This window comes from Pedobacter planticolens (assembly GCF_014172375.1).
Taxonomy (GTDB): Bacteria; Bacteroidota; Bacteroidia; order Sphingobacteriales; family Sphingobacteriaceae; genus Pedobacter; species Pedobacter planticolens.
This window is the reverse complement of the sequence record NZ_WNXD01000001.1, coordinates 28,846-49,024: the sequence shown is the minus strand read 5'-3', so window position 1 is coordinate 49,024 and position 20,179 is coordinate 28,846. Positions and strand designations below refer to the sequence as shown.

The window sequence follows — 20,179 nt, the reverse complement described above, 5'->3', positions numbered from 1 at the left end:
TCAAAACATGTGCCAACTTGGTTTGTTAATAAAGGTTAAATTCTAATCAAGTCTTATCATATTGTCTTAATTATTACTAATTTGCTAGCTATAAATAGGTCTTTTGTGCAAAAACAAAAGCCATATTATTTACGTTTTTGCTTATCTTTCTTTATTTTCGCAAAAACAAAAACACAGATACATGGAAGAATTTGAAGTAAGCGAAGCTTCTAAGAAGACAAAAACCATTTATATTTCCACCATTTTTAGTATTGCTTTGGTTTTACTAATGTTAGGTATGTTGGGTTTGATTTTAGTTCACGCTAAAAACTTATCCAATTATGTAAAAGAGAATATTGTTTTAAACATTATTGTTGATGAAGGCGCTAAAGAAACCGACATTTTAGCTTTCCAAAAAGAATTGAATGGAAATACAGCGGTTAAGCAAACTCAATATGTAAATAAGGAAGTTGCACAACATAATTTGACCAAAGATTTGGGTGAAGATTTTGTAAACTTTTTAGGATATAACCCATTACTTTCTACCATAGATGTTTATTTAAAAGCAGATTATGCAAATAACCAAAGCATTGATGCACTTAAAAAGAACATAGAAAAAAACCCTATCGTTAAGGAAGTGATCTATCAAAGTTCTTTAATTGATATGGTGAACAAAAATATTAGCACCATTAGTTTCATTGTGTTGGGTTTTGCAATTATTTTATTAGTAATCGCAGTAGCATTAATTAATAATACTATTCGATTGGCAATTTTCTCGCAACGTTTTTTAATTAAAAGTATGCAGTTAGTTGGCGCTACCAAGAACTTTATCAGAAAGCCCTTCATTTTAGTTGCCGCATTACATGGCTTAATTGCCTCTTTTATTGCAATTATTATTTTGCTTGGCCTTTTGTATTACGCACAAAAAGAAATACCCGAAATACTAATTTTAAGAAACTATACCGAATTTGGTTTTGTATTAATTGGCATGATTGCAATTGGTATTTTTATCACCTCAATAAGTACATTATTTGCAGTGAGCAGATATTTACGTTTAAAAATTTACGATCTATATAGATAATGGCAGAAAAACAGTCAGCTCCTGTAAAACAGGATAAAAAAACAGAATTGGTTTTTACAAAAAAGAACTATCAGTTATTATTAATTAGCATTGCTATTGTTGTAGTTGGCTTTATATTAATGATGGGTACCACAGGTGATATTTATGATGTAAGAAGAACTTTAATAGCACCAATGGTGGTATTGTTTGGCTTTGCATTTGGTATTTATGCTGTTTTAAAAAATAAGGGTTAATGAATTTTATACAAGCCCTAATCCTCGCAATTATTGAAGGATTAACCGAATTTTTGCCAGTTTCATCAACAGGGCATATGATTATAGGTTCATCTATAATGGGCATTGCTTCTGATCCCTTTGTGAAATTATTTACCATTTGTATACAATTAGGCGCTATTTTATCGGTTGTCGTATTGTATTTCAAACGATTTTTTAAGAGTATTAACTTTTACATTAAACTAGTTATTGCTTTTATTCCTGCTGCAATTTTTGGTGTTTTACTAAGCAATAAAATTGATCAAATGCTAGAAAGCCCGCTTACAGTTGGGATTTCTTTAGTAGTTGGTGGTGTTATTTTATTATTCGTTGATAAATGGTTTAGTAATCCGACTGTAAACGAAGAAGTGGAGATAAATTACTTAACTGCACTAAAAATTGGCTTTTTTCAATGCTTAGCAATGATACCTGGTGTATCTCGATCTGGAGCAAGTATAGTTGGTGGGATGAGCCAGAAATTAAGCAGAAAAGTAGCTGCAGAATTTTCTTTCTTTTTAGCTGTACCAACCATGTTTGCCGCTACAGGTAAAAAATTATTAGATTTTTATAAAGAAGGTCATTCTATTTCGCATGAGCAAATACAAATTTTAGCTTTTGGAAATGTGGTCGCTTTTATCATCGCTCTATTGGCAATCAAAAGCTTTATTGGCTATTTGAACAAAAATGGTTTTAAGTTATTTGGATGGTATAGAATTATTGTTGGACTGGTTATTATCGTACTGATTTTATCTGGACATCAACTCTCTATCATTTAAACCGTAGCTTTGCATCAAAATAATTTCTTTTGGAGAACAAAAACCTACAATTTCCTGATTTTGACTTTGCCCAAGGCGAACTTCTTTTAATAAATAAACCCTACAAATGGACTTCTTTTGACGTGGTTGGCAAGATTAGAAATTCGCTAAAGCCACTTAAATTAAAAGTCGGGCATGCTGGCACATTAGATCCTTTAGCTACAGGTTTATTAATTATCTGTACTGGAAAGTTAACTAAGCAAATCGATACTTTTCAGGCTGAAGAAAAAGAATATACAGGCACCATGATTTTGGGAGCAAGTACTCCTTCTTTCGATATGGAAACTGAAATTGATGCAACTTTCCCTATTCAACATATAACTGAAGAAGAAATTTATGCTGCTACCGAGCCTTTTAAGGGTGACATTGAGCAATATCCACCAGCACATTCTGCTGTTAAAGTAAATGGCGAACGCCTATATGTTAAAGCTCGTTTAGGCGAAGAGGTTGAATTGCGCAAACGTTATGTTACCGTAAATGCATTTGAAATTACTAGAATTGCTTTACCAGAAGTCGATTTTAGAATTGTTTGTAGTAAAGGAACTTACATCCGTTCGTTAGTTTCAGATTTTGGAAAACAATTAAACAATGCAGCTTATTTATCTAAACTTACTCGTACCCGCAGCGGCAATTTCTTATTAAAAAATGCATTTGAAGTAGCAGATTTGGTTGAGTATCTTCGTAATAAGAGAGAAGAAAATAAGCAGGAAACAGAACCTAAATAAAATCATTTATGGGAAACAGCAAAAATAAAAATACTCGATTAATAAAAGAAGGGGCTTTAATTATTTGTGGTGTAGTATCAGCTTGCTTTGGTCTTAAAAGCTTTTTGTTGCCAAGTCATTTTATAGATGGCGGTGTAACTGGTATTTCTCTATTGGTTAAAGCGTTAACTGGTTGGAATTTATCTTACCTCATCATCATCATCAATATTCCATTTATTATAATGGGGTACAAACAAATAGGAAAGGGTTTTGCGATAAAAACTTCAATCGCCATTACCTTACTTTCAATAGCTTTAATTGTATTGCCTTTTAACCCAATTACTCATGATAAATTATTGATTGCATTTTTTGGTGGTTTCTTTTTAGGGGGTGGAATTGGCTTAGCCATGAGAGGTGGCTGTGTAATTGACGGAACAGAGGTACTAGCTTTATATATTAGCAGAAATAGCATGTTAACGGTAGGAAATATTATCCTCATCTTAAACATCATCATTTTCGCATTTGCTGCCTACTTTTTAAATATCGAAACCGCATTGTATGCCATATTAACTTATCTATCTGCTTCAAACACAGTCGATTTTATTGTAAATGGATTAGAGGCTTATACTGGTGTAACTATCATTTCTGAAAAAAATGATGACATTAAACACTTCATTATCAATAATATGAAAAGAGGAGTTACCGTATATAAAGGCGAAGGAGGGTATTTAGAAAAGAAAGATATTGATATCATTTATACGGTTGTAACGAAACTCGAAATGAGCAAATTACAATCTGAAATTAGACAAATAGACCCTGATGCTTTTGTTGTACAACAACAAATTGCAGACCTTAAGGGTGGCGTTGTTAAACGTCAAGCTTTACATTAAAAAATACGTTTTGAGGATATATCATCAACTTTCTGAATTTAAAAAACTAACTAATGCTGTGGTTACCATCGGTACATTTGATGGGGTACATTACGGACATCAGAAAATTATAAAACGCCTTTGCGAACTCGCAAAATCTTCTGGCGGAGAAAGTGTAATCTTAACTTTTTTCCCGCACCCACGGATGATTATTGACCCTGAAAACCAGGATTTAAAACTAATCAATACCATTAAAGAAAAAGCGGAGATTTTAGCAAATTTAGGTGTAGATCATTTAATTATTACTCCGTTTACACGAGATTTTTCTAACCTAAGCGCAACCGAGTATATTAAAAATATTTTAGTTGATACCATCGGTACAAAACAAATTATTGTGGGTTACGACCATCGTTTTGGCAAGGATAGAAAAGGCGGCATGAAGGAGTTAGAAGAATGTGCAGCATTGTACAATTACACCATCGAAGAAATACCTGAGCAAGACATTAACGATGTAGCGGTAAGTTCAACCAAAATTCGTAAAGCATTATTAGATGGAGATGTTGCATTAGCTGAAACCTATTTAGGCTATCACTTCTCTATCAGTGGGCCAGTAATTAAAGGAGATAAAATTGGTAGAACAATCGGATTTCCTACAGCAAACATTTTTGTAGAAGAAACGTATAAACTTATCCCTAGCGATGGAATTTATGCTGTAACCGTCGAAATGAGTCCAGAGTCAGAAGTCTCAAGTCAAGAGTCTCTTACTTCACACTCAAGCCTATCTACTAAAGACTCAAGACTTTCTTACAGGGGAATGGCATACATCGGGCAGCGCCCAACCATTAACGGCATGACGCGTAATATTGAAGTAAATATTTTCGATTTCAACCGAGAGATTTACGGTCAAACTATTAAAATGAATTTCTTAAAATTCTTACGTCACGATGTAAAATTTACAGGTTTAGAAGCATTAACCATACAATTGCATCAAGATAAAGAAGATACTTTAGCCTTCTTTAAACAAAACTCAAATTTATAATAGTGCCTTAAACCATTCAAAAACCGATTATTTTTGTTATATTTAAAGCAATGAGGGTTTTTATTACTTTTCTACTGCTGTCTTGTTTTTATCTATCTACTGCTCATGCACTAGATAATAGAACGATTATAGTTGTTCAAAAGTCGATTAAACAATCCAATCTCGTTTTAGATAAAGTGAATGTGCTATCTAAAATGGAAAGCAATTCTTTAAGTAAAGAACCATTTTCCGAACATCTAAATCGTATTCATCAAACCATACAACATCCTACCCTAACAAGTGCAATTAGCATTATTCACAGCTATATAACACTTGTATGTACACCAGTTCAATCGATAAATAAATTTAAAGGCAAGGTCAATTATAGTTATCAATTTATCTTTAATTGTCTATTTCCGAAGCATACTTTTTGGTAGTTCTTTTTGCTCAAACCAGCATTAAAATTATTCATTACAAAAAATATACTTTATGATTCACTTACCTGTATTAATTGCCGATTTAGGCCTTATCCTTGCCGCAGCTGGAGTAACTACACTCCTATTTAAAAAAATTAAACAACCATTGGTATTGGGCTATATTTTAGCCGGTTTACTAGTTGGCCCACACATTAACATTATTCCCACCGTTAGCGATCATAAAAGCATTACAATTTGGGGCGAAATTGGTGTAATCTTCCTTTTATTTAGCCTTGGGCTCGAATTCAGTTTTAAAAAATTGGTAAAAGTTGGTGGCTCTGCATCAATTACTGCCATCGTTAAAGTCCTTTTCATCATCCTTGGTGGTTACCTAATTGGTATAGCAATGGGCTGGAATAATATGGATAGCATTTTCCTTGGCGGGATTATTTCTATCTCATCTACCATGATTACCATTAAAGCCTTTGAAGAACTCGGCATTAAACATAAAAAGTTTGCTGGGTTAGTATTTGGCGTATTGATAGTGGAAGATTTAGTGGCCATTTTATTATTAGTACTGTTTTCTACAATGGCAGTTAGTCAGCAATCTGCTGGCCCAGAAATGATTAAATCCATCCTTAAACTAAGTTTCTTTTTAGTATTGTGGTTTTTAGGCGGGATATTTTTAGTGCCTACATTTTTAAAAGCCACAAAAAAACTAATGAACGATGAAACGATGTTGGTAGTTTCATTAGCCTTATGTTTAGTCATGGTTTTATTGGCGGATAAAGCTGGTTTCTCTCCTGCATTGGGTGCATTTATCATGGGCTCTATATTGGCAGAAACTACACAGGCAGAACGCATAGAACATTTAACAAAATCTGTTAAAGATTTATTTGCAGCTATATTTTTTGTTTCTGTTGGTATGTTGATCAACCCAAGTATACTCATTGAATATGCAATGCCTATCTTTTTAATCACGTTAGTTATTATTTTCGGGAAAATTCTATTCACCGTTCTTGGAGCTTTATTAGCAGGTCAACCACTTAAAACTTCGGTACAAGCTGGCATGAGTTTGGCTCAAATTGGTGAGTTCTCATTTATCATTGCCACCTTGGGTGTAAGTTTAAAAGTAACTAGCGAATTTCTATATCCTATCGCAGTAGCCGCAGCAGCAATTACCACATTTACCACACCTTATTTAATTAAACTATCTGAGCCATTTTATAACTTTTTAACTAAAAGATTACCGCAAAGATGGTTGGATGGAATTGAGAGATACAGTTCTAGTACCGAAGGTATAACCACACTCAGTGACTGGAAAATCTTACTCCGATCGTATATATTTAATACTATAATCCACTCGGTTATTATCATTTCCATCATTTTATTAGCAGCTAGGCTTTTAAATCCTTTCATAGCAAATCAGTTAGATATCGGCTCAAACGCAACCATTATCAGCGTAATTATCTCTTTTATTTTAATGTCTCCCTTTTTATGGGCATTATCCATCAGAAGGATACAAAAAACTGCTTACTCACACTTATGGTTAAATAAAAAATATACGAGAGGACCATTAATTGCTATTGAAGTGTTTAGAATTTTATTAGGAATTTTCTTTGTCGGATTTTTAATGTATGAGTTTTTTGATACTTCGATAGCAGCAGGAATAGCATTAGGACTCGTTATATTGGTCATGATTATCTTCTCTAGGAAACTGCAATCGTTTTACAATAAATTGGAAACTAGGTTTATGCTAAACTTAAATGCTAGAGAAAATAGAACGCCAGATATTTTACCTTGGGATACGCACTTAACCGAAATTACCGTTGCGCCAGAATCCGAACTTGTAGGAAAAACCTTAGTCGATTTAAAAATTAGAGAGCAATACGGGGTTAATATTGCCATGATAGAAAGAGGTAAAATCAATATTTCAACGCCAAGTCGAGATGAACGTTTATATCCTTATGATAAATTATTGATTATTGGAACGGATGATCAATTGGCAAATATTAAACCATTATTTGAAGGAATTGTAGACGAAACTTTAGTTTCTATCCCTATGCAGGATATGTCCTTGCAAAAAATTGTGATTAACAGTAAATCTCCTGTTTTTGGACAAACGATTAGGAATTCTGGTATTAGAGAACAAACGCAAGGTTTGGTCGTTGGTATAGAAAGAAATGGAGAACGCATTTTAAACCCAGATTCTAATTTAATATTTGAGAACGAAGACATTGTCTGGATAGTAGGAAATAATAAACGCATCCCAGATTTGCTAAAGTAAAAAGTTTTTGTCATCCGATAGCTATCGGATCAGAGCGCAGCGAAGAATCTCTATAAGTTAAATCTTCAATATCATTTCTATTAATGAGATTCCTCGTTCCTCGGAATGACAAAACTTAAAATTGTTTTATCTTAGTAAAAGATGAAGAAAATAGACCAAGAAAAAGGTGAGTTTTTGGAAGAAATAATTAAGTATTGGGAAGAAGAAAACTTACTTAATGAGGCTACCGCAAATAAATTACGCCAAAGTTATGAGGCTAAAGTATTCGATTGGCGTAGGTTAGCGCAATATTCATTTTGGGTTGCCATGGCTTGTGGTGTTATTTCTTTAGGCGCTTTATTGATAGATAAAACCTTACTCAATTACATTCAAAAGCTATACAATACGCCTAACAGTTTAATTAGTTTGTTTTCTGCTTTGGCAGCAATTGGTTTATTTATACTAGGTTTTAAAAGAAAAAAGACTAAACCGCAGCAAATTTTTAGCAATGAAGCGCTGGTTTTTACTGCTGTAATGCTTACTGCCAATGCCATTGCCTACTTCGGAAAATCATTAAATAATGGCAGCAACCATTTCTCTATTTTAATATTACTATCGGTAGTTATTTATGCAGGCCTAGCCTATTTATTTAAATCGAGGCTAATTTGGGTATTTACCTTACTTTCTTTCGGAGCATGGTTTGGCACAGAGACAGGCTATTTATCGCGTTGGAGTGGCTATTTTATCGGTTTAAATTATCCCTTACGCTTTGTGTTATTTGGCTTTATCCTTACCGCAGCTTCTTATTTACTAAAACAGAAAAAAAATCTCCAGTACTTTTTCCCAACCACTTACGTCTGTGGCATGGCTTACCTTTTTATATCCCTCTGGCTACTTTCTGTTTTTGGCAATTTTGGTACTCTAGAAAGCTGGTATACCGTTAAACAAATTAGCTTATTTTATTGGGCTATAATTTCGGCAATTGTTTGTGTGGTTAGCATTTTTGTAGGCTTAAAATACCACGATGAAGTTGCCCGAGAGGTTGGTATTACCTTTTTATTTATAAATTTATATAGTCGCTATTTCGAATATTTTTGGGATAGTTGGCACAAAGCATTATTCTTTTCTGTACTAGCCATTTCATTTTGGTTAATTGGTCGCAAGGCAGAAAAAATATGGAATGTAGAGTTTACAAAGAAATAAAATCATCAAAAAATGAAACAATACGATGAACGGGTAGATGCTTACATCGCAAAAGCTGCACCATTTGCACAACCCATTTTAACACATTTAAGAAATACAATCCACCAAGCCTCTCAATTAATTAATGAAACCATTAAATGGGGCTTCCCTCATTTCGATTATAAAGGTACTGTGTGTTCAATGGCAAGTTTTAAAGCACATTGCGCATTTGGATTTTGGAAAGCTTCATTAATGAAAGATCCTTATCAGGTTTTCGAAAAAGATGCGATGGGCACAATGGGGAGAGTAGAAAAGATAGAAGATATACCTGAAACCAAAATTCTTACAGAGTATATTTTAGAAGCATTAAAGCTGAATGAAGAAGGCACAAAAGTTAAGAAAGTAATTACGCCAAAGGCGGAAATTGCGATGCCTGCAGACTTTGCAAGTGTATTGAATGAAAATCCAAAGGCAAAACAACAGTTCGAAAGCTTTAGTCCATCACACCGAAGAGAATATTTAGAATGGATAACTACTGCTAAAGCCGAAGCAACCAGAATAAAACGTATGGCGACAACAATTGAATGGCTATCTGAAGGGAAATCGCTAAACTGGAAATATCAGCGTTAAATTGTCATGATAAAATTGAAGCGCATTTATGAGCCTTACCATACAGATGATGGTTATAGGATATTAATAGATCGTTTATGGCCCAGAGGGATGACCAAAGAAGCTGCCCATGTAGATTTGTGGATGAAAGAAACTGCTCCATCAACCGATTTGAGAAAATGGTTTAACCATGAACCCGAAAAATGGACTGCATTTGGTAAAGCGTATCGCGAAGAATTAAAACATTCAATGGTATTGGATGAATTGATTGAAGTAATTGAGAAAGAGAAGAAAGTAACCCTCCTATATGCTGCTAAAGACAAGCATCATACACACGCTATGGTTTTATTGCAGTTTATAAAAGAAGTAATGAAATAGTATTGTAGCTAATTGTCAATTGTTTTTGGTCCATCTTCATATGAAGATGGACAATCTTCAACTGTTTTTGGTACAACTTCATATGAAGATGAACAATCTTCAACTGTTTTTGGTACAACTTCATATGAAGATAGACAATCTTCAGCTGTTTTTGGTACAACTTCATATGAAGATGAACAATCTTCAACTGTTTTTGGCGCAACTTCATATGAAGATAGACAATCTTCAGTTGTTTTTGGTACAACTTCATATGAAGATGAACAATCTTCAACTGTTTCTGTTGCGATGTCAACTGTTTTTAGAACAATGTCATATGACAACGAACAATTGTCAATTGTTTCTTGCTATACTCCTTTACAACCTTTCCCAAACAACAACCCATTCCCAAGAACGAGGACTGGCCTTGTAGCATCCCGAAGGAGAAAGCAGTTAAACCGAATGGCTTTTCGCCATGAGCTCAAACAAACAATTAAAAAAATAAACCAACTTGTTTAAACTTCTGCAAACACTTTCAAAAACCACAACCCAAAACAATGAGCCAGTTCGATCCTTCATCGAACCTGCTGCTTGTTGCTAATAAAGTTTTAATAGCTTAATCCGAGAACCACGAAGTGCTCTTGAGGACAAAAAACAATATATGCTACCGAAAAAATGATACTAAGCCTTGATTTCGTTGGTTACTTTTTCATCAAGGAAAAAGTTACTTGACCCATCGGCTGTCAAGAGCCGAGGCAAGCCCGAGCGTGGAAAAAGAAAAGTCCTTCGACAAACTCAGGATGACAAAACGCACAAAAAAAAATTTAACGGATTAAATAGAAAAGAAGTTGCAAAAGCGAGAAAGATTGCTTCGTTCCTCGCAATGACGGTCATGCAGACAATAGTGCTCAGGATGACGACCGCCTTAACAACCCTTATCCCAAATAAATTAAACTCTGTTTAATAATAAGATAAAGTGCTAACGCAAACAAAAACAGCGCAATAGAACGATTAATAATATGACTACTCAATGCAAATTTCTCTTGAATATATCGAGCAAAGTGAGCATAACCATATAAAGCCAAAGCTGAACCCATACCAGAACCGAAACTAAAAATCACCAATGATAAGTAATCAGTACGAATCCATTCATGAAGAATTACGTAGTTACCAAAAAACAACCAAAAAGGAATTTGCACAGGATTTAAAACACCCAATAACATCCCATAAAATACACTACCCTTTCTACTTCTATCATCTGCTTTTGTTTTAGGAACTTTTTTACGATTTACCCAAGTAATAGTACCCATCACTATGAATAACATAATCATAAAAGCATCTACATAGGTTCCTAATCTTACCTCGCTAATGTTGGCATCTAGGTTAACATCGCTTGATACCCAACGAGCGAAACGCATCATCCCGAAGGTAAAAAACACCTCTACACAAGAAAATGAAAGTATAAAATACAATGCTTGGCGCATGCCTTTATTAATGGTCAACTGCGCTACAGTAAGGTTAATATTCCCTGGAGGGATATAGCCCATGGCATTTAATACGATGCCTATAAGTAAGGTAAGGAAGAGCATAGTTTGCTAAGATACTATTTCAAATGTGCTTTTAAAAATTGACCAGTGTAAGAACCCTTAGCATTTTGCAAATCTTCGGGTTTACCTTCAAACACAACGTGTCCGCCTTTATCACCGCCTTCTGGACCGATATCTATCACCCAATCAGCACATTTAATCATATCCATATTATGTTCAATCACTAAAATTGTATTCCCTTGTTCTATCAAAGTATTTAATGCTTTTAACAGTTTTTTAATATCATGAAAATGCAAACCAGTTGTTGGTTCATCAAATATAAAAACCGTTTTATGGGCGTTGTTCCCTTTAATTAAAAAGGATGCCAACTTAATTCGCTGTGCCTCACCACCACTTAATGTATTTGACGATTGACCCAAATGCACATAGCCTAAACCAACATCTACCAAAGGATTTAATTTATGTAAGATTTTTGGTTCTTTAGCAAAGAAATCTACCGCTTGTTCAATGGTCAAATCTAAAATATCGGCAACGTTTTTATCCTGATACGTGATATCTAAAACTTGTTGTTTAAATCTTCTTCCTCCGCAGGTTTCGCAAGGCAAATAAATATCAGCCATAAACTGCATCTCTATTTTCACTTCACCTTCACCCTGACAGGTATCGCAACGACCTCCTTCCACGTTAAAAGAAAATGCAGCAGGTTTTAATCCGCCTGCTTTAGAAGCTGGCAAAGCCGAAAATAAAGCTCTAATATCGTCCCAAGCCTTTACATACGTAACTGGATTTGAACGCGAAGAACGCCCAATCGGATTTTGATCCACCATTTCAACTGCACTCACCAAATCGATGTTACCAAAAATACCATCGTAAGTACCAGTTTGTTCGCCAGCATAATTACCAATGGCTTTCTGCAAAGCAGGATATAAGATTTTCTTCACTAAACTCGTTTTCCCAGAACCAGAAACTCCGCTTACACATGTAAAAACTCCTAATGGAAATTTAACATTGATGTTTTTTAAGTTATTTTCTCGAGCACCTTTTATCAGGATGTGATCTTTCCATTCGCGTCGCTTTGCAGGAATAGCAATTTCTTCTTTCCCAGCTAAATAACGACCAGTTAATGAATTTTTATCTTTAATGATTTCATCGTACGTACCACTAAAAACTAAATTTCCGCCATGCGTACCTGCTTCTGGACCAATATCAATAATATGATCCGCAGCTTTCATCATTTCTTCTTCGTGTTCTACCACCAAAACGGTATTACCAACATTTCTTAATGATTCTAAAACTTCAATTAGTTTATGCGTATCTCGTGGATGCAAGCCAATGCTCGGTTCATCTAAAACATAAATAGAACCCACTAAACTACTTCCTAAAGATGTTGCCAAATTAATCCGCTGACTTTCACCTCCAGAAAGTGTGTTAGATAATCGATTTAGAGTCAAATAGCCTAAACCAACATTATTCAAATATAAAACCCGACTCGTAACCTCAGCCAATAAACGTTTAGAGATTTTAACTTCAGTTTCTGATAATTCTAATTTTTCAAAAAATGGAAGTATTGTTGATAATGGCATTAAAACCATATCTAAAATAGATTTTCCATTAATTTTCACATACGATGCATCCTTACGTAAACGAGTTCCCTTACAATCTGGGCAAACCGTTTTTCCGCGGTAACGCGATAACATTACGCGGTATTGTATTTTATACGTTTGCTCTTCTAACTCTTTAAAAAATTCATCTAAACCAGCAAAATATTTATTTCCTGTCCAAATTAAACGCTGTTGTTTTTCTGTTAATTCGCTATAAGAGCGATGAATTGGGAAATCGAATTTATCAGCATTTTTAATAAATTTCTTTAACCATTCGCCCATTTTTTCACCACGCCAAGGCGCAATCGCGTTATCGTATAAGCTTTTACTCTTATCAGGAATTACTAAATCTTCATCAATACCGATTACATTTCCATAACCCTCGCAACGTTTACACGCACCATATGGATTATTAAAACTGAAGAAATTAGGGGTTGGTTCTTCAAACTTAACGCCATCTAATTCAAAACGATCGCAAAAGAAAGTTTGTTTTCCTTCGTATTCTACAAAGCAATCGCCTTTACCCTCAAAAAATGCAGTTTGTACAGAATCCGCTATGCGACTTAAGGTTTCTTCCTCTTCGTTCACAACAATCCTATCTATTAAAATCCGAATCGTTTCGGTATCTGTTAGCTCAATATCTTTTATCGAAGTATCTTCTAATAAATCTTCAATTTTCGCAATTTTACCGTTGAAGTAAACGCGTAAAAAACCTTTTTGTAGCAATACCGCTAGTTCTTCTTTAACAGAACGATTATTATGTGGATGCAATGGGCAGAAAATTGTCGCAACTGCATCATTTCCTAAACCTATAATAAAATCCACCACTGTGGTAACCGTATCTTTTTTAACTACTGCACCAGAAATTGGCGAATAGGTAATTCCTATTCTAGAGAAAAGCAGTTTTAAATAATCGTAAATCTCGGTTGATGTACCTACTGTAGAACGTGGATTAGAAGTGATTACTTTTTGTTCTATCGCGATAGCTGGTGCTATACCTTTGATATAATCTACATCGGGTTTGTTCATTCTGCCCATAAACTGACGAGCATAAGATGATAAACTTTCTACATAACGTCGTTGTCCTTCTGCATATAACGTATCAAAAGCTAAAGATGATTTGCCCGAGCCAGACATACCCGTAATTACAACTAATTTGTTTTTAGGAATGGCAACATCAATGTTTTTAAGATTGTGAACTCTTGCCCCTTTTATAATGATGTTTTTGTGTGGATCTTTCTCTATTTCCTTGCTCATGTACCGCTTTCTAGAATATGGCTAATATAGTTCAAAATTACAATTTTGGTTTCAACCGCATCAAAAATAAGATGGCTTTTACAAAATTTTACATTTTTTAACAGATTTATTGTTGGATTATCAAAAAAAAATCCGTCATTTGGAATTGTAACTAACACCAGTTAGAAATAACCATCTTAAAAACAAGGAGAAACGCTATAGATTAAAAAGCTACTTATTTATTTAATATTCAATAAAAGAGAAGAGTTTTTAGTATACGCACTCCTATGAAATTACAACAATACAGTGATCAGGATTTGGTGAAGTTATATCTTAACGGAGAAGAATCTGTTTTAGAAGAGTTACTTCGCAGACACAAATCCAAAATATATACATCTATTTATTTATTGGTAAAAGACCAATACTTAGCCGAAGATATTTTTCAAGATGCTTTTATTAAGGTAATTAATACCTTACGTAGCGGCAGATATAATGAAGAAGGTAAATTTTTACCATGGGTGATGCGTATTGCGCATAACTTGGTAATCGATTATTTCCGTCGCGAAAAACGTGCACCAGTAATTACCAGCGCTGATGGCACGGATGTACTTAATCTTTTGCAAATTTTAGAAGAAAGTACAGAAGATAGAATGTTACGCGAACAAACGCATACCGATTTACGTGCAATGATTCATCTTTTACCTGATGAGCAGAAAGAAGTATTAATTATGCGCCACTATGCAGATTTAAGTTTTAAAGAAATTGCCGATTTAACGGATGTGAGCATCAATACTGCTTTGGGCCGTATGCGTTATGCGCTGAGCAACCTGCGTAAAATGATGAACGTTAAAGAAGTAACATCGCAAAGAGGTTTGTAGATATCAGGGAATTTTATTCATTATAAAAGCCAGAGATTGACAGATTACAAAAAAAATGCTAATCTGTGGCTAAAGTAAAAACACGAATCCACACTCAGAAAAACGTTTTAAGAAATATAATTTGGAATAATGAAATAATTTAATCTGCATATAAAATAATATGTATGCAATTGCGTTTACAATTAAAAACTAAATTATATTTCTAATTGCGTATGACAAAAACTTCTACTCCAACCCACATTGTAAATTCCCTTAACTCACAACTTGTAGAAAAAGTTGCAGATGTAGCTGAGCAACAGGATGAACTGTTTTATAACAGCATTAAATCTCAGCTGAATAAGCTAGTTAAAAATCCTTCAGATGAAACCATTGATAAGATTTTAGCTTACAGTAAAAAGAAGTAATTTACAAGAAAAGACAAAGCTGCTTAGCCCAAGGTTAAGCAGCTTTTTTATTGGGTATTAATCCAGCGCTTATAGATGGTAACATCTTGAACTTAAAGATAAAGCGGATTTTAAATCCTTAACATTAAGTTTTCGAAATGCCTTTTAGAACAGTGAGTGTTTAAGCCAAGCTAAAGATCAAATAAAAATAATAGCTTTTGTTAAGGTCTTCTTTAGGTCTTGTTCGAGAAAAGCTAGGTTTTCTCGAAGGTGTATCGAAGGTGTCCCGAACAAGACCTTAACAAGTACAAAACAAAAAAGAAATTAAGTTGCTGGTTTTGTTACCCATTTTTTAACGCCAGCATTTCCATGTTTGCTTATTTGGGGGTTTTCAAAAAGTGGCGATGACATCTTTTCCCTAAAGTGACAGCATATTACCTACCAAAGTAATCAATTAGCTAAATTAGGGGCTTTTAGGTACTGGGAGCTAAGTGCCTACTTTTACTGAAATACACTTTTTATCATTGTAATGGCATTTTTTAATTTAAAACCTTTGCAAAAACATTTAACACCCTACCTTTACATAGTGTAATTAAAACACTAAGTAAAATGATCAACAAACAATTACTTCCACTGACTTTAGGCGGCTTAGGTATCGGCATTACCGAATTTGTAATGATGGGCCTTCTTCCAGATATTGCCAAAGATTTAGCCATTACTATTCCACAGGCTGGTTATCTGATTTCTGCTTATGCATTGGGTGTTGTAATTGGCGCACCATTATTAGTGATGATTGCCGGAAAATTTCCACCTAAAAAAATATTGATCGCTTTAATGATCATGTTTACAGTCTTTAATGCATTATCTGCATTTGCACCAAACTTTAATCTCTTATTTATTGCACGATTATTATCTGGTCTGCCTCATGGTGCATTTTTTGGTGTTGGATCTGTAGTTGCTAGTCGCATTGCCGAAAAAGGAAAAGCAGCACAAGCAGTATCTATGATGTTTGCAGGTTTGACCATTGCAAACGTTGTTGGTGTTCCATTAGGCACTTTTATTGGCCACAATTTTTCGTGGCGTTTTTCTTTTGCGGTAGTGGCTATTGTAGGTATTATTACTTTATTAAGCCTAAAACAATGGCTTCCGGCTTTGCCAGCAAATAAAAATAGAGATCTAAAAGCTGAACTAGGTTTCTTTAAAAAACAAGAAGCGTGGTTAATTATCATCATGATTTCTATTGGTACTGGAGGTTTATTTACTTGGTACAGTTATATCGCCCCATTAATGACAGAAGTTGCTGGCTTTTCATCAAATAGTGTAACGTATATTATTATGCTAGCAGGTTTAGGCATGCTTTGTGGTAATTTTATTGGTGGCTTGCTCGCTGATAAATTTTCTCCCGCTAAGGCCTGCATCACCTTATTGATAACTATGGCACTTACATTAATCGTAGTACATTATGTTTCCTTCAACCCTGTTTTAGCTTTGATTATGACGTTTGTTACTGGCGCTGTTTCCTTTGCATTGGCTGCTCCTATACAAATGTTAATGATTACTTCTGCAAAAGGTTCAGAAATGTTAGCCGCATCTGCTAGTCAGGCAAGTTTTAATATAGGTAATGCCTTAGGTGCATTTTTTGGCGGACTTCCTTTAGTATATGGTTTCGATTTCACTTGGCCAGCTTTAGTAGGTGCTGCAATGGCATTTGTAGGTTCTTTATTTGCATTATGGTTAATCAAAAGCCATCATCCTGCAAAGGCTAAACTTAAAGTGGAATTGAGTGTTTAACACTAGTCTTTTATACTTGATACTTCCTGCCTGATACTTATATTTGTTCATGCTTAAAAAAGAACGGTATCAACTTTTTGTATCTCATTTTTCCGCCAAACAACCCAACGCCGAAACAGAATTACATTATAATAATCCATATCAATTATTGGTTGCTGTTATTTTATCTGCACAATGCACTGATAAAAGAATAAATCAGGTAACTCCTGCCCTTTTTCAACGTTTTCCTAATGCGAAAGCATTGGCTGATACGACTCCAGATTTAGTTTTCGATTATATTAGAAGTGTAAGTTATCCAAACAATAAAGCCAAACATTTAGTAGGTATGGCAAATATGTTGGTGAATGAATTTAATAATGAGGTGCCTTCAGATATTGATCAATTGCAAAAAATGCCTGGTGTTGGTCGTAAAACTGCAAACGTTATTGCCTCAGTAATTTATGATGCACCTGCAATGGCGGTAGACACACATGTGTTTAGGGTAGCCAATAGAATTGGATTAACAAAAGGTAAAACTCCGTTAGCAGTAGAAAAAGATTTAGTAAAACATTTGCCTGAACATACTATTGCCATGGCGCACCATTGGTTAATTTTACATGGTAGATATGTATGTGTTGCAAGAAGTCCGAAATGTAGCATTTGCGAAATAACTCATTTTTGCAAGTACTTTGAAAAGGCCATTAAAACTAAATAAATTAGCCATGTTGATAATTTTATTAAAATATTTTAAATATAATTTGCATAAATCAAATATAAATTAATATGTTTGCTAAAGTTATTAGCATTACAAAAATTAGATTATTAGCCGATACATATATATTATTTACTTAGAGAATGAAGAACATGAACCCAAACACAGAAAAATTAAAAGCACTACAATTAACTTTAGATAAATTAGAAAAATCATACGGTAAAGGAGCTGTAATGAAATTAGGAGATGCAGCTGTAGAAGCAATCGATTCAATTTCTACTGGTTCTATTAGTTTAGACATTGCCTTAGGTATTGGTGGCGTTCCAAAAGGGCGTGTGATAGAAATATACGGACCAGAGTCATCTGGTAAAACTACGTTGGCTACACATATTATTGCTGAAGCGCAGAAAAAAGGTGGCATTGCGGCATTTATTGATGCAGAACATGCATTTGATAAAGGTTATGCTAAAAAATTAGGTGTAGATGTAGATAATTTATTGATTTCACAACCAGATAATGGTGAACAAGCATTAGAAATTGCTGATAATTTAATTCGTTCTGGCGCTATAGATGTAATCGTAATTGACTCGGTTGCTGCATTGGTACCAAAAGCAGAGATTGAAGGCGAAATGGGCGACAGCAAAATGGGCTTACAAGCTCGTTTAATGAGCCAGGCATTACGTAAATTAACAGGAACTATTTCTAAAACTGGATGTTGCTGTATCTTCATCAACCAATTACGTGAAAAAATTGGAGTGATGTTCGGTAATCCAGAAACTACAACTGGTGGTAATGCTTTAAAATTCTATGCTTCTGTACGTTTAGATATTCGTAGAACTTCACAAATTAAAGATTCAGATGAAGTTTCTGGAAATAGAGTTAAAGTTAAAATCGTTAAAAATAAAGTAGCACCGCCTTTCCGCATTGCAGAATTTGATATTATGTTTGGCGAAGGTATTTCTAAAACTGGAGAAATTATCGACTTAGGTGTTGATTTCAACATTATTAAAAAAGCAGGATCTTGGTTCTCTTACGGAGAAACTAAACTTGGTCAAGGAAGAGATGCTGTTAAACAATTGTTGCTAGATAATCCAGAATTATCTGATGAAATTGAAGCAAAAATCAGAGCCGAAGTAACTGGCGAAAAATTAGAAGAGAAAGTATAATTTCAAAACTAATCATCATAAATAAAAAGGGAGAATTGAAAAATTCTCCCTTTTTATTTATTTAAAGCTCGATGCTTTAGGCGCAACCTGCGTATTATTTTCCATAAAGTCTTTATCTAATCGAAGAATAGTGTAAATAGCAATAATCACCCCTACTATCAAAAAGAATAAGCCCAGATAATTTTTCTTTTTATCCTGCTTAATTGCCCAGATTAAAAAAATGATTAATGGAATTAGCAATAAACCAAAAAAGATATAACTCGTTGTTCCCATATTCTTTTAATTAAAAATTCATTCTCGCCATTGGCGAAACATCTTGTCCTACAAAATCACCAGCTAAAAATTTTTGATAGCCAGCAATAGCAATCATCCCTGCATTATCTGTACAATATTGAAAAGCTGGAATATATACATTCCAACCTAAACTATCTTTCATATCAGATAATGTGTTTCTTAATCCAGAATTTGCAGAAACACCACCGGCAATTGCAATTTCTTTAATATCATACTGCTTTGCAGCCTTTTTCAACTTATTCAATAAAATATTTACGATGCTGTATTGAACAGAGGCACAAATATCTGCTAAATTTTGTTCTACAAACGAAGGGTTTTCTTTTTGCCTGTCTCTTATAAAGTACAAAATTGCAGTTTTAAATCCACTAAAACTATAATTAAGTCCTTGTATTTGTGGTTCAGGAAATTTAAATGCTAACGGATTTCCTTGTTGAGCATGTTTATCAATTAATGGTCCTCCTGGATAAGGCAAGTTCAAAATTTTAGCTGTTTTATCAAATGCCTCTCCAGCAGCATCATCTAAGGTTTCACCCACAATTTCCATATCAAAATAATCCTTTACCAAAACAATTTGCGTATGCCCGCCAGAAACTGTTAAGCATAAAAATGGAAATTTTGGTTTTGGTTCATCTATAAAATGAGCCAATATGTGCGCCTGCATATGATTCACCGAAATTAATGGCAAATCTAAAGCTAAGGCAAATGATTTAGCAAATGATACTCCCACCAACAAAGCACCTAATAGACCTGGACCTTGTGTAAAAGCAACGCCATTTAGCTCATTTTTGTTAACTTTAGCAATTGACAAAGCCTGTTGAACAGCAGGAACTATATTTTGTTGATGAACTCTTGATGCTAATTCTGGTATTACCCCTCCATAATTTTCATGAATTGTTTGGTTTGCAATAACATTGGCCGTAATTTTGCCGTTGTTACATACAGCAACTGATGTTTCATCACAAGAAGATTCAATGGCAAGTATTATAGGCACGTTTATTATTATTAAGCTACAAAATTATTAAAAAACTATTAAAAATACTGCTTTGGG

At 34.2% G+C, this 20,179-nt stretch carries 20 protein-coding genes; 16 read left to right on the top strand and 4 right to left on the bottom strand.

Going from position 1 to position 20,179, the window contains the following annotated elements; all coding sequences use genetic code 11:
* The first annotated feature begins 181 nt into the window (after nucleotides 1-181).
* From GM921_RS00185 to GM921_RS00135, 11 genes are all read left to right on the top strand, one after another.
* Complete coding sequence (locus GM921_RS00185; protein WP_182920595.1) at nucleotides 182-1,060, top strand: cell division protein FtsX; 879 nt, start codon at nucleotides 182-184, stop codon at nucleotides 1,058-1,060.
* On the top strand, nucleotides 1,060-1,293 hold the full coding sequence (locus tag GM921_RS00180; protein ID WP_182920594.1) for a DUF3098 domain-containing protein: 234 nt from the start codon (nucleotides 1,060-1,062) through the stop codon (nucleotides 1,291-1,293). The genes GM921_RS00185 and GM921_RS00180 overlap by 1 nt, the downstream gene beginning before the upstream one ends.
* Nucleotides 1,293-2,087: an undecaprenyl-diphosphate phosphatase gene (locus GM921_RS00175; RefSeq protein ID WP_182920593.1), complete on the top strand. Its 795-nt coding sequence runs from the start codon at nucleotides 1,293-1,295 to the stop codon at nucleotides 2,085-2,087. The genes GM921_RS00180 and GM921_RS00175 overlap by 1 nt, the downstream gene beginning before the upstream one ends.
* A 29-nt stretch (nucleotides 2,088-2,116) precedes the next feature.
* Nucleotides 2,117-2,851, top strand: coding sequence for a tRNA pseudouridine(55) synthase TruB (truB, locus tag GM921_RS00170; RefSeq protein WP_182920592.1), 735 nt, complete (start codon nucleotides 2,117-2,119; stop codon nucleotides 2,849-2,851).
* 8 nt (nucleotides 2,852-2,859) lie between these two features.
* Nucleotides 2,860-3,720, top strand: a complete 861-nt coding sequence (locus GM921_RS00165; RefSeq protein ID WP_182920591.1) for a YitT family protein — start codon at nucleotides 2,860-2,862, stop codon at nucleotides 3,718-3,720.
* A gap of 10 nt (nucleotides 3,721-3,730) precedes the next feature.
* Nucleotides 3,731-4,738: a bifunctional riboflavin kinase/FAD synthetase gene (locus GM921_RS00160; RefSeq protein ID WP_182920590.1), complete on the top strand. Its 1,008-nt coding sequence runs from the start codon at nucleotides 3,731-3,733 to the stop codon at nucleotides 4,736-4,738.
* 468 nt (nucleotides 4,739-5,206) lie between these two features.
* On the top strand, nucleotides 5,207-7,420 hold the full coding sequence (locus GM921_RS00155) for a cation:proton antiporter (protein ID WP_182920589.1): 2,214 nt from the start codon (nucleotides 5,207-5,209) through the stop codon (nucleotides 7,418-7,420).
* A gap of 141 nt (nucleotides 7,421-7,561) precedes the next feature.
* Nucleotides 7,562-8,602, top strand: coding sequence for a DUF2157 domain-containing protein (locus GM921_RS00150; protein ID WP_182920588.1), 1,041 nt, complete (start codon nucleotides 7,562-7,564; stop codon nucleotides 8,600-8,602).
* Between the two features lie 12 nt (nucleotides 8,603-8,614).
* Nucleotides 8,615-9,211, top strand: a complete 597-nt coding sequence (locus GM921_RS00145; protein ID WP_182920587.1) for a YdeI/OmpD-associated family protein — start codon at nucleotides 8,615-8,617, stop codon at nucleotides 9,209-9,211.
* Between the two features lie 6 nt (nucleotides 9,212-9,217).
* Entirely contained in the window at nucleotides 9,218-9,568 is a 351-nt protein-coding gene (locus GM921_RS00140; RefSeq protein WP_182920586.1) for a DUF488 domain-containing protein, read from the top strand.
* 12 nt (nucleotides 9,569-9,580) lie between these two features.
* Nucleotides 9,581-10,063 carry a nucleoporin gene (locus GM921_RS00135; protein WP_182920585.1) on the top strand — a complete coding sequence of 161 codons (483 nt, stop codon included), beginning with the start codon at nucleotides 9,581-9,583 and terminating at the stop codon, nucleotides 10,061-10,063.
* A gap of 416 nt (nucleotides 10,064-10,479) precedes the next feature.
* Here the strand turns inward: GM921_RS00135 and GM921_RS00130 are convergent, their stop codons facing one another.
* On the bottom strand, nucleotides 10,480-11,133 hold the full coding sequence (locus tag GM921_RS00130; protein WP_182920584.1) for a LysE family transporter: 654 nt from the start codon (nucleotides 11,131-11,133) through the stop codon (nucleotides 10,480-10,482).
* A 14-nt stretch (nucleotides 11,134-11,147) separates the two neighbouring features.
* Nucleotides 11,148-13,949: an excinuclease ABC subunit UvrA gene (gene uvrA, locus GM921_RS00125; RefSeq protein WP_182920583.1), complete on the bottom strand. Its 2,802-nt coding sequence runs from the start codon at nucleotides 13,947-13,949 to the stop codon at nucleotides 11,148-11,150.
* A 266-nt stretch (nucleotides 13,950-14,215) separates the two neighbouring features.
* On the opposite strand from uvrA, the gene GM921_RS00120 reads away from it, so the two are divergent.
* The 5 genes from GM921_RS00120 (at nucleotide 14,216) to recA (ending at nucleotide 18,837) form a co-directional block, all read left to right on the top strand.
* Nucleotides 14,216-14,806: an RNA polymerase sigma factor gene (locus GM921_RS00120; protein WP_182920582.1), complete on the top strand. Its 591-nt coding sequence runs from the start codon at nucleotides 14,216-14,218 to the stop codon at nucleotides 14,804-14,806.
* A 212-nt stretch (nucleotides 14,807-15,018) separates the two neighbouring features.
* Nucleotides 15,019-15,210: a hypothetical protein gene (locus GM921_RS00115; RefSeq protein WP_182920581.1), complete on the top strand. Its 192-nt coding sequence runs from the start codon at nucleotides 15,019-15,021 to the stop codon at nucleotides 15,208-15,210.
* A gap of 588 nt (nucleotides 15,211-15,798) precedes the next feature.
* Nucleotides 15,799-16,980: an MFS transporter gene (locus tag GM921_RS00110; RefSeq protein WP_202985614.1), complete on the top strand. Its 1,182-nt coding sequence runs from the start codon at nucleotides 15,799-15,801 to the stop codon at nucleotides 16,978-16,980.
* Nucleotides 16,981-17,029: 49 nt separating this feature from the next.
* Nucleotides 17,030-17,674, top strand: coding sequence for an endonuclease III (gene nth, locus GM921_RS00105; protein WP_182920580.1), 645 nt, complete (start codon nucleotides 17,030-17,032; stop codon nucleotides 17,672-17,674).
* Between the two features lie 149 nt (nucleotides 17,675-17,823).
* Complete coding sequence (gene recA, locus GM921_RS00100; RefSeq protein WP_182922205.1) at nucleotides 17,824-18,837, top strand: recombinase RecA; 1,014 nt, start codon at nucleotides 17,824-17,826, stop codon at nucleotides 18,835-18,837.
* A gap of 57 nt (nucleotides 18,838-18,894) precedes the next feature.
* On the opposite strand, the gene GM921_RS00095 is transcribed toward recA, so the two are convergent.
* Both GM921_RS00095 and tsaD read right to left on the bottom strand, forming a co-directional pair.
* Nucleotides 18,895-19,110 carry a hypothetical protein gene (locus GM921_RS00095; RefSeq protein WP_182920579.1) on the bottom strand — a complete coding sequence of 72 codons (216 nt, stop codon included), beginning with the start codon at nucleotides 19,108-19,110 and terminating at the stop codon, nucleotides 18,895-18,897.
* A 10-nt stretch (nucleotides 19,111-19,120) separates the two neighbouring features.
* Nucleotides 19,121-20,122: a tRNA (adenosine(37)-N6)-threonylcarbamoyltransferase complex transferase subunit TsaD gene (tsaD, locus tag GM921_RS00090; protein ID WP_182920578.1), complete on the bottom strand. Its 1,002-nt coding sequence runs from the start codon at nucleotides 20,120-20,122 to the stop codon at nucleotides 19,121-19,123.
* Nucleotides 20,123-20,179: the final 57 nt, after the last annotated feature.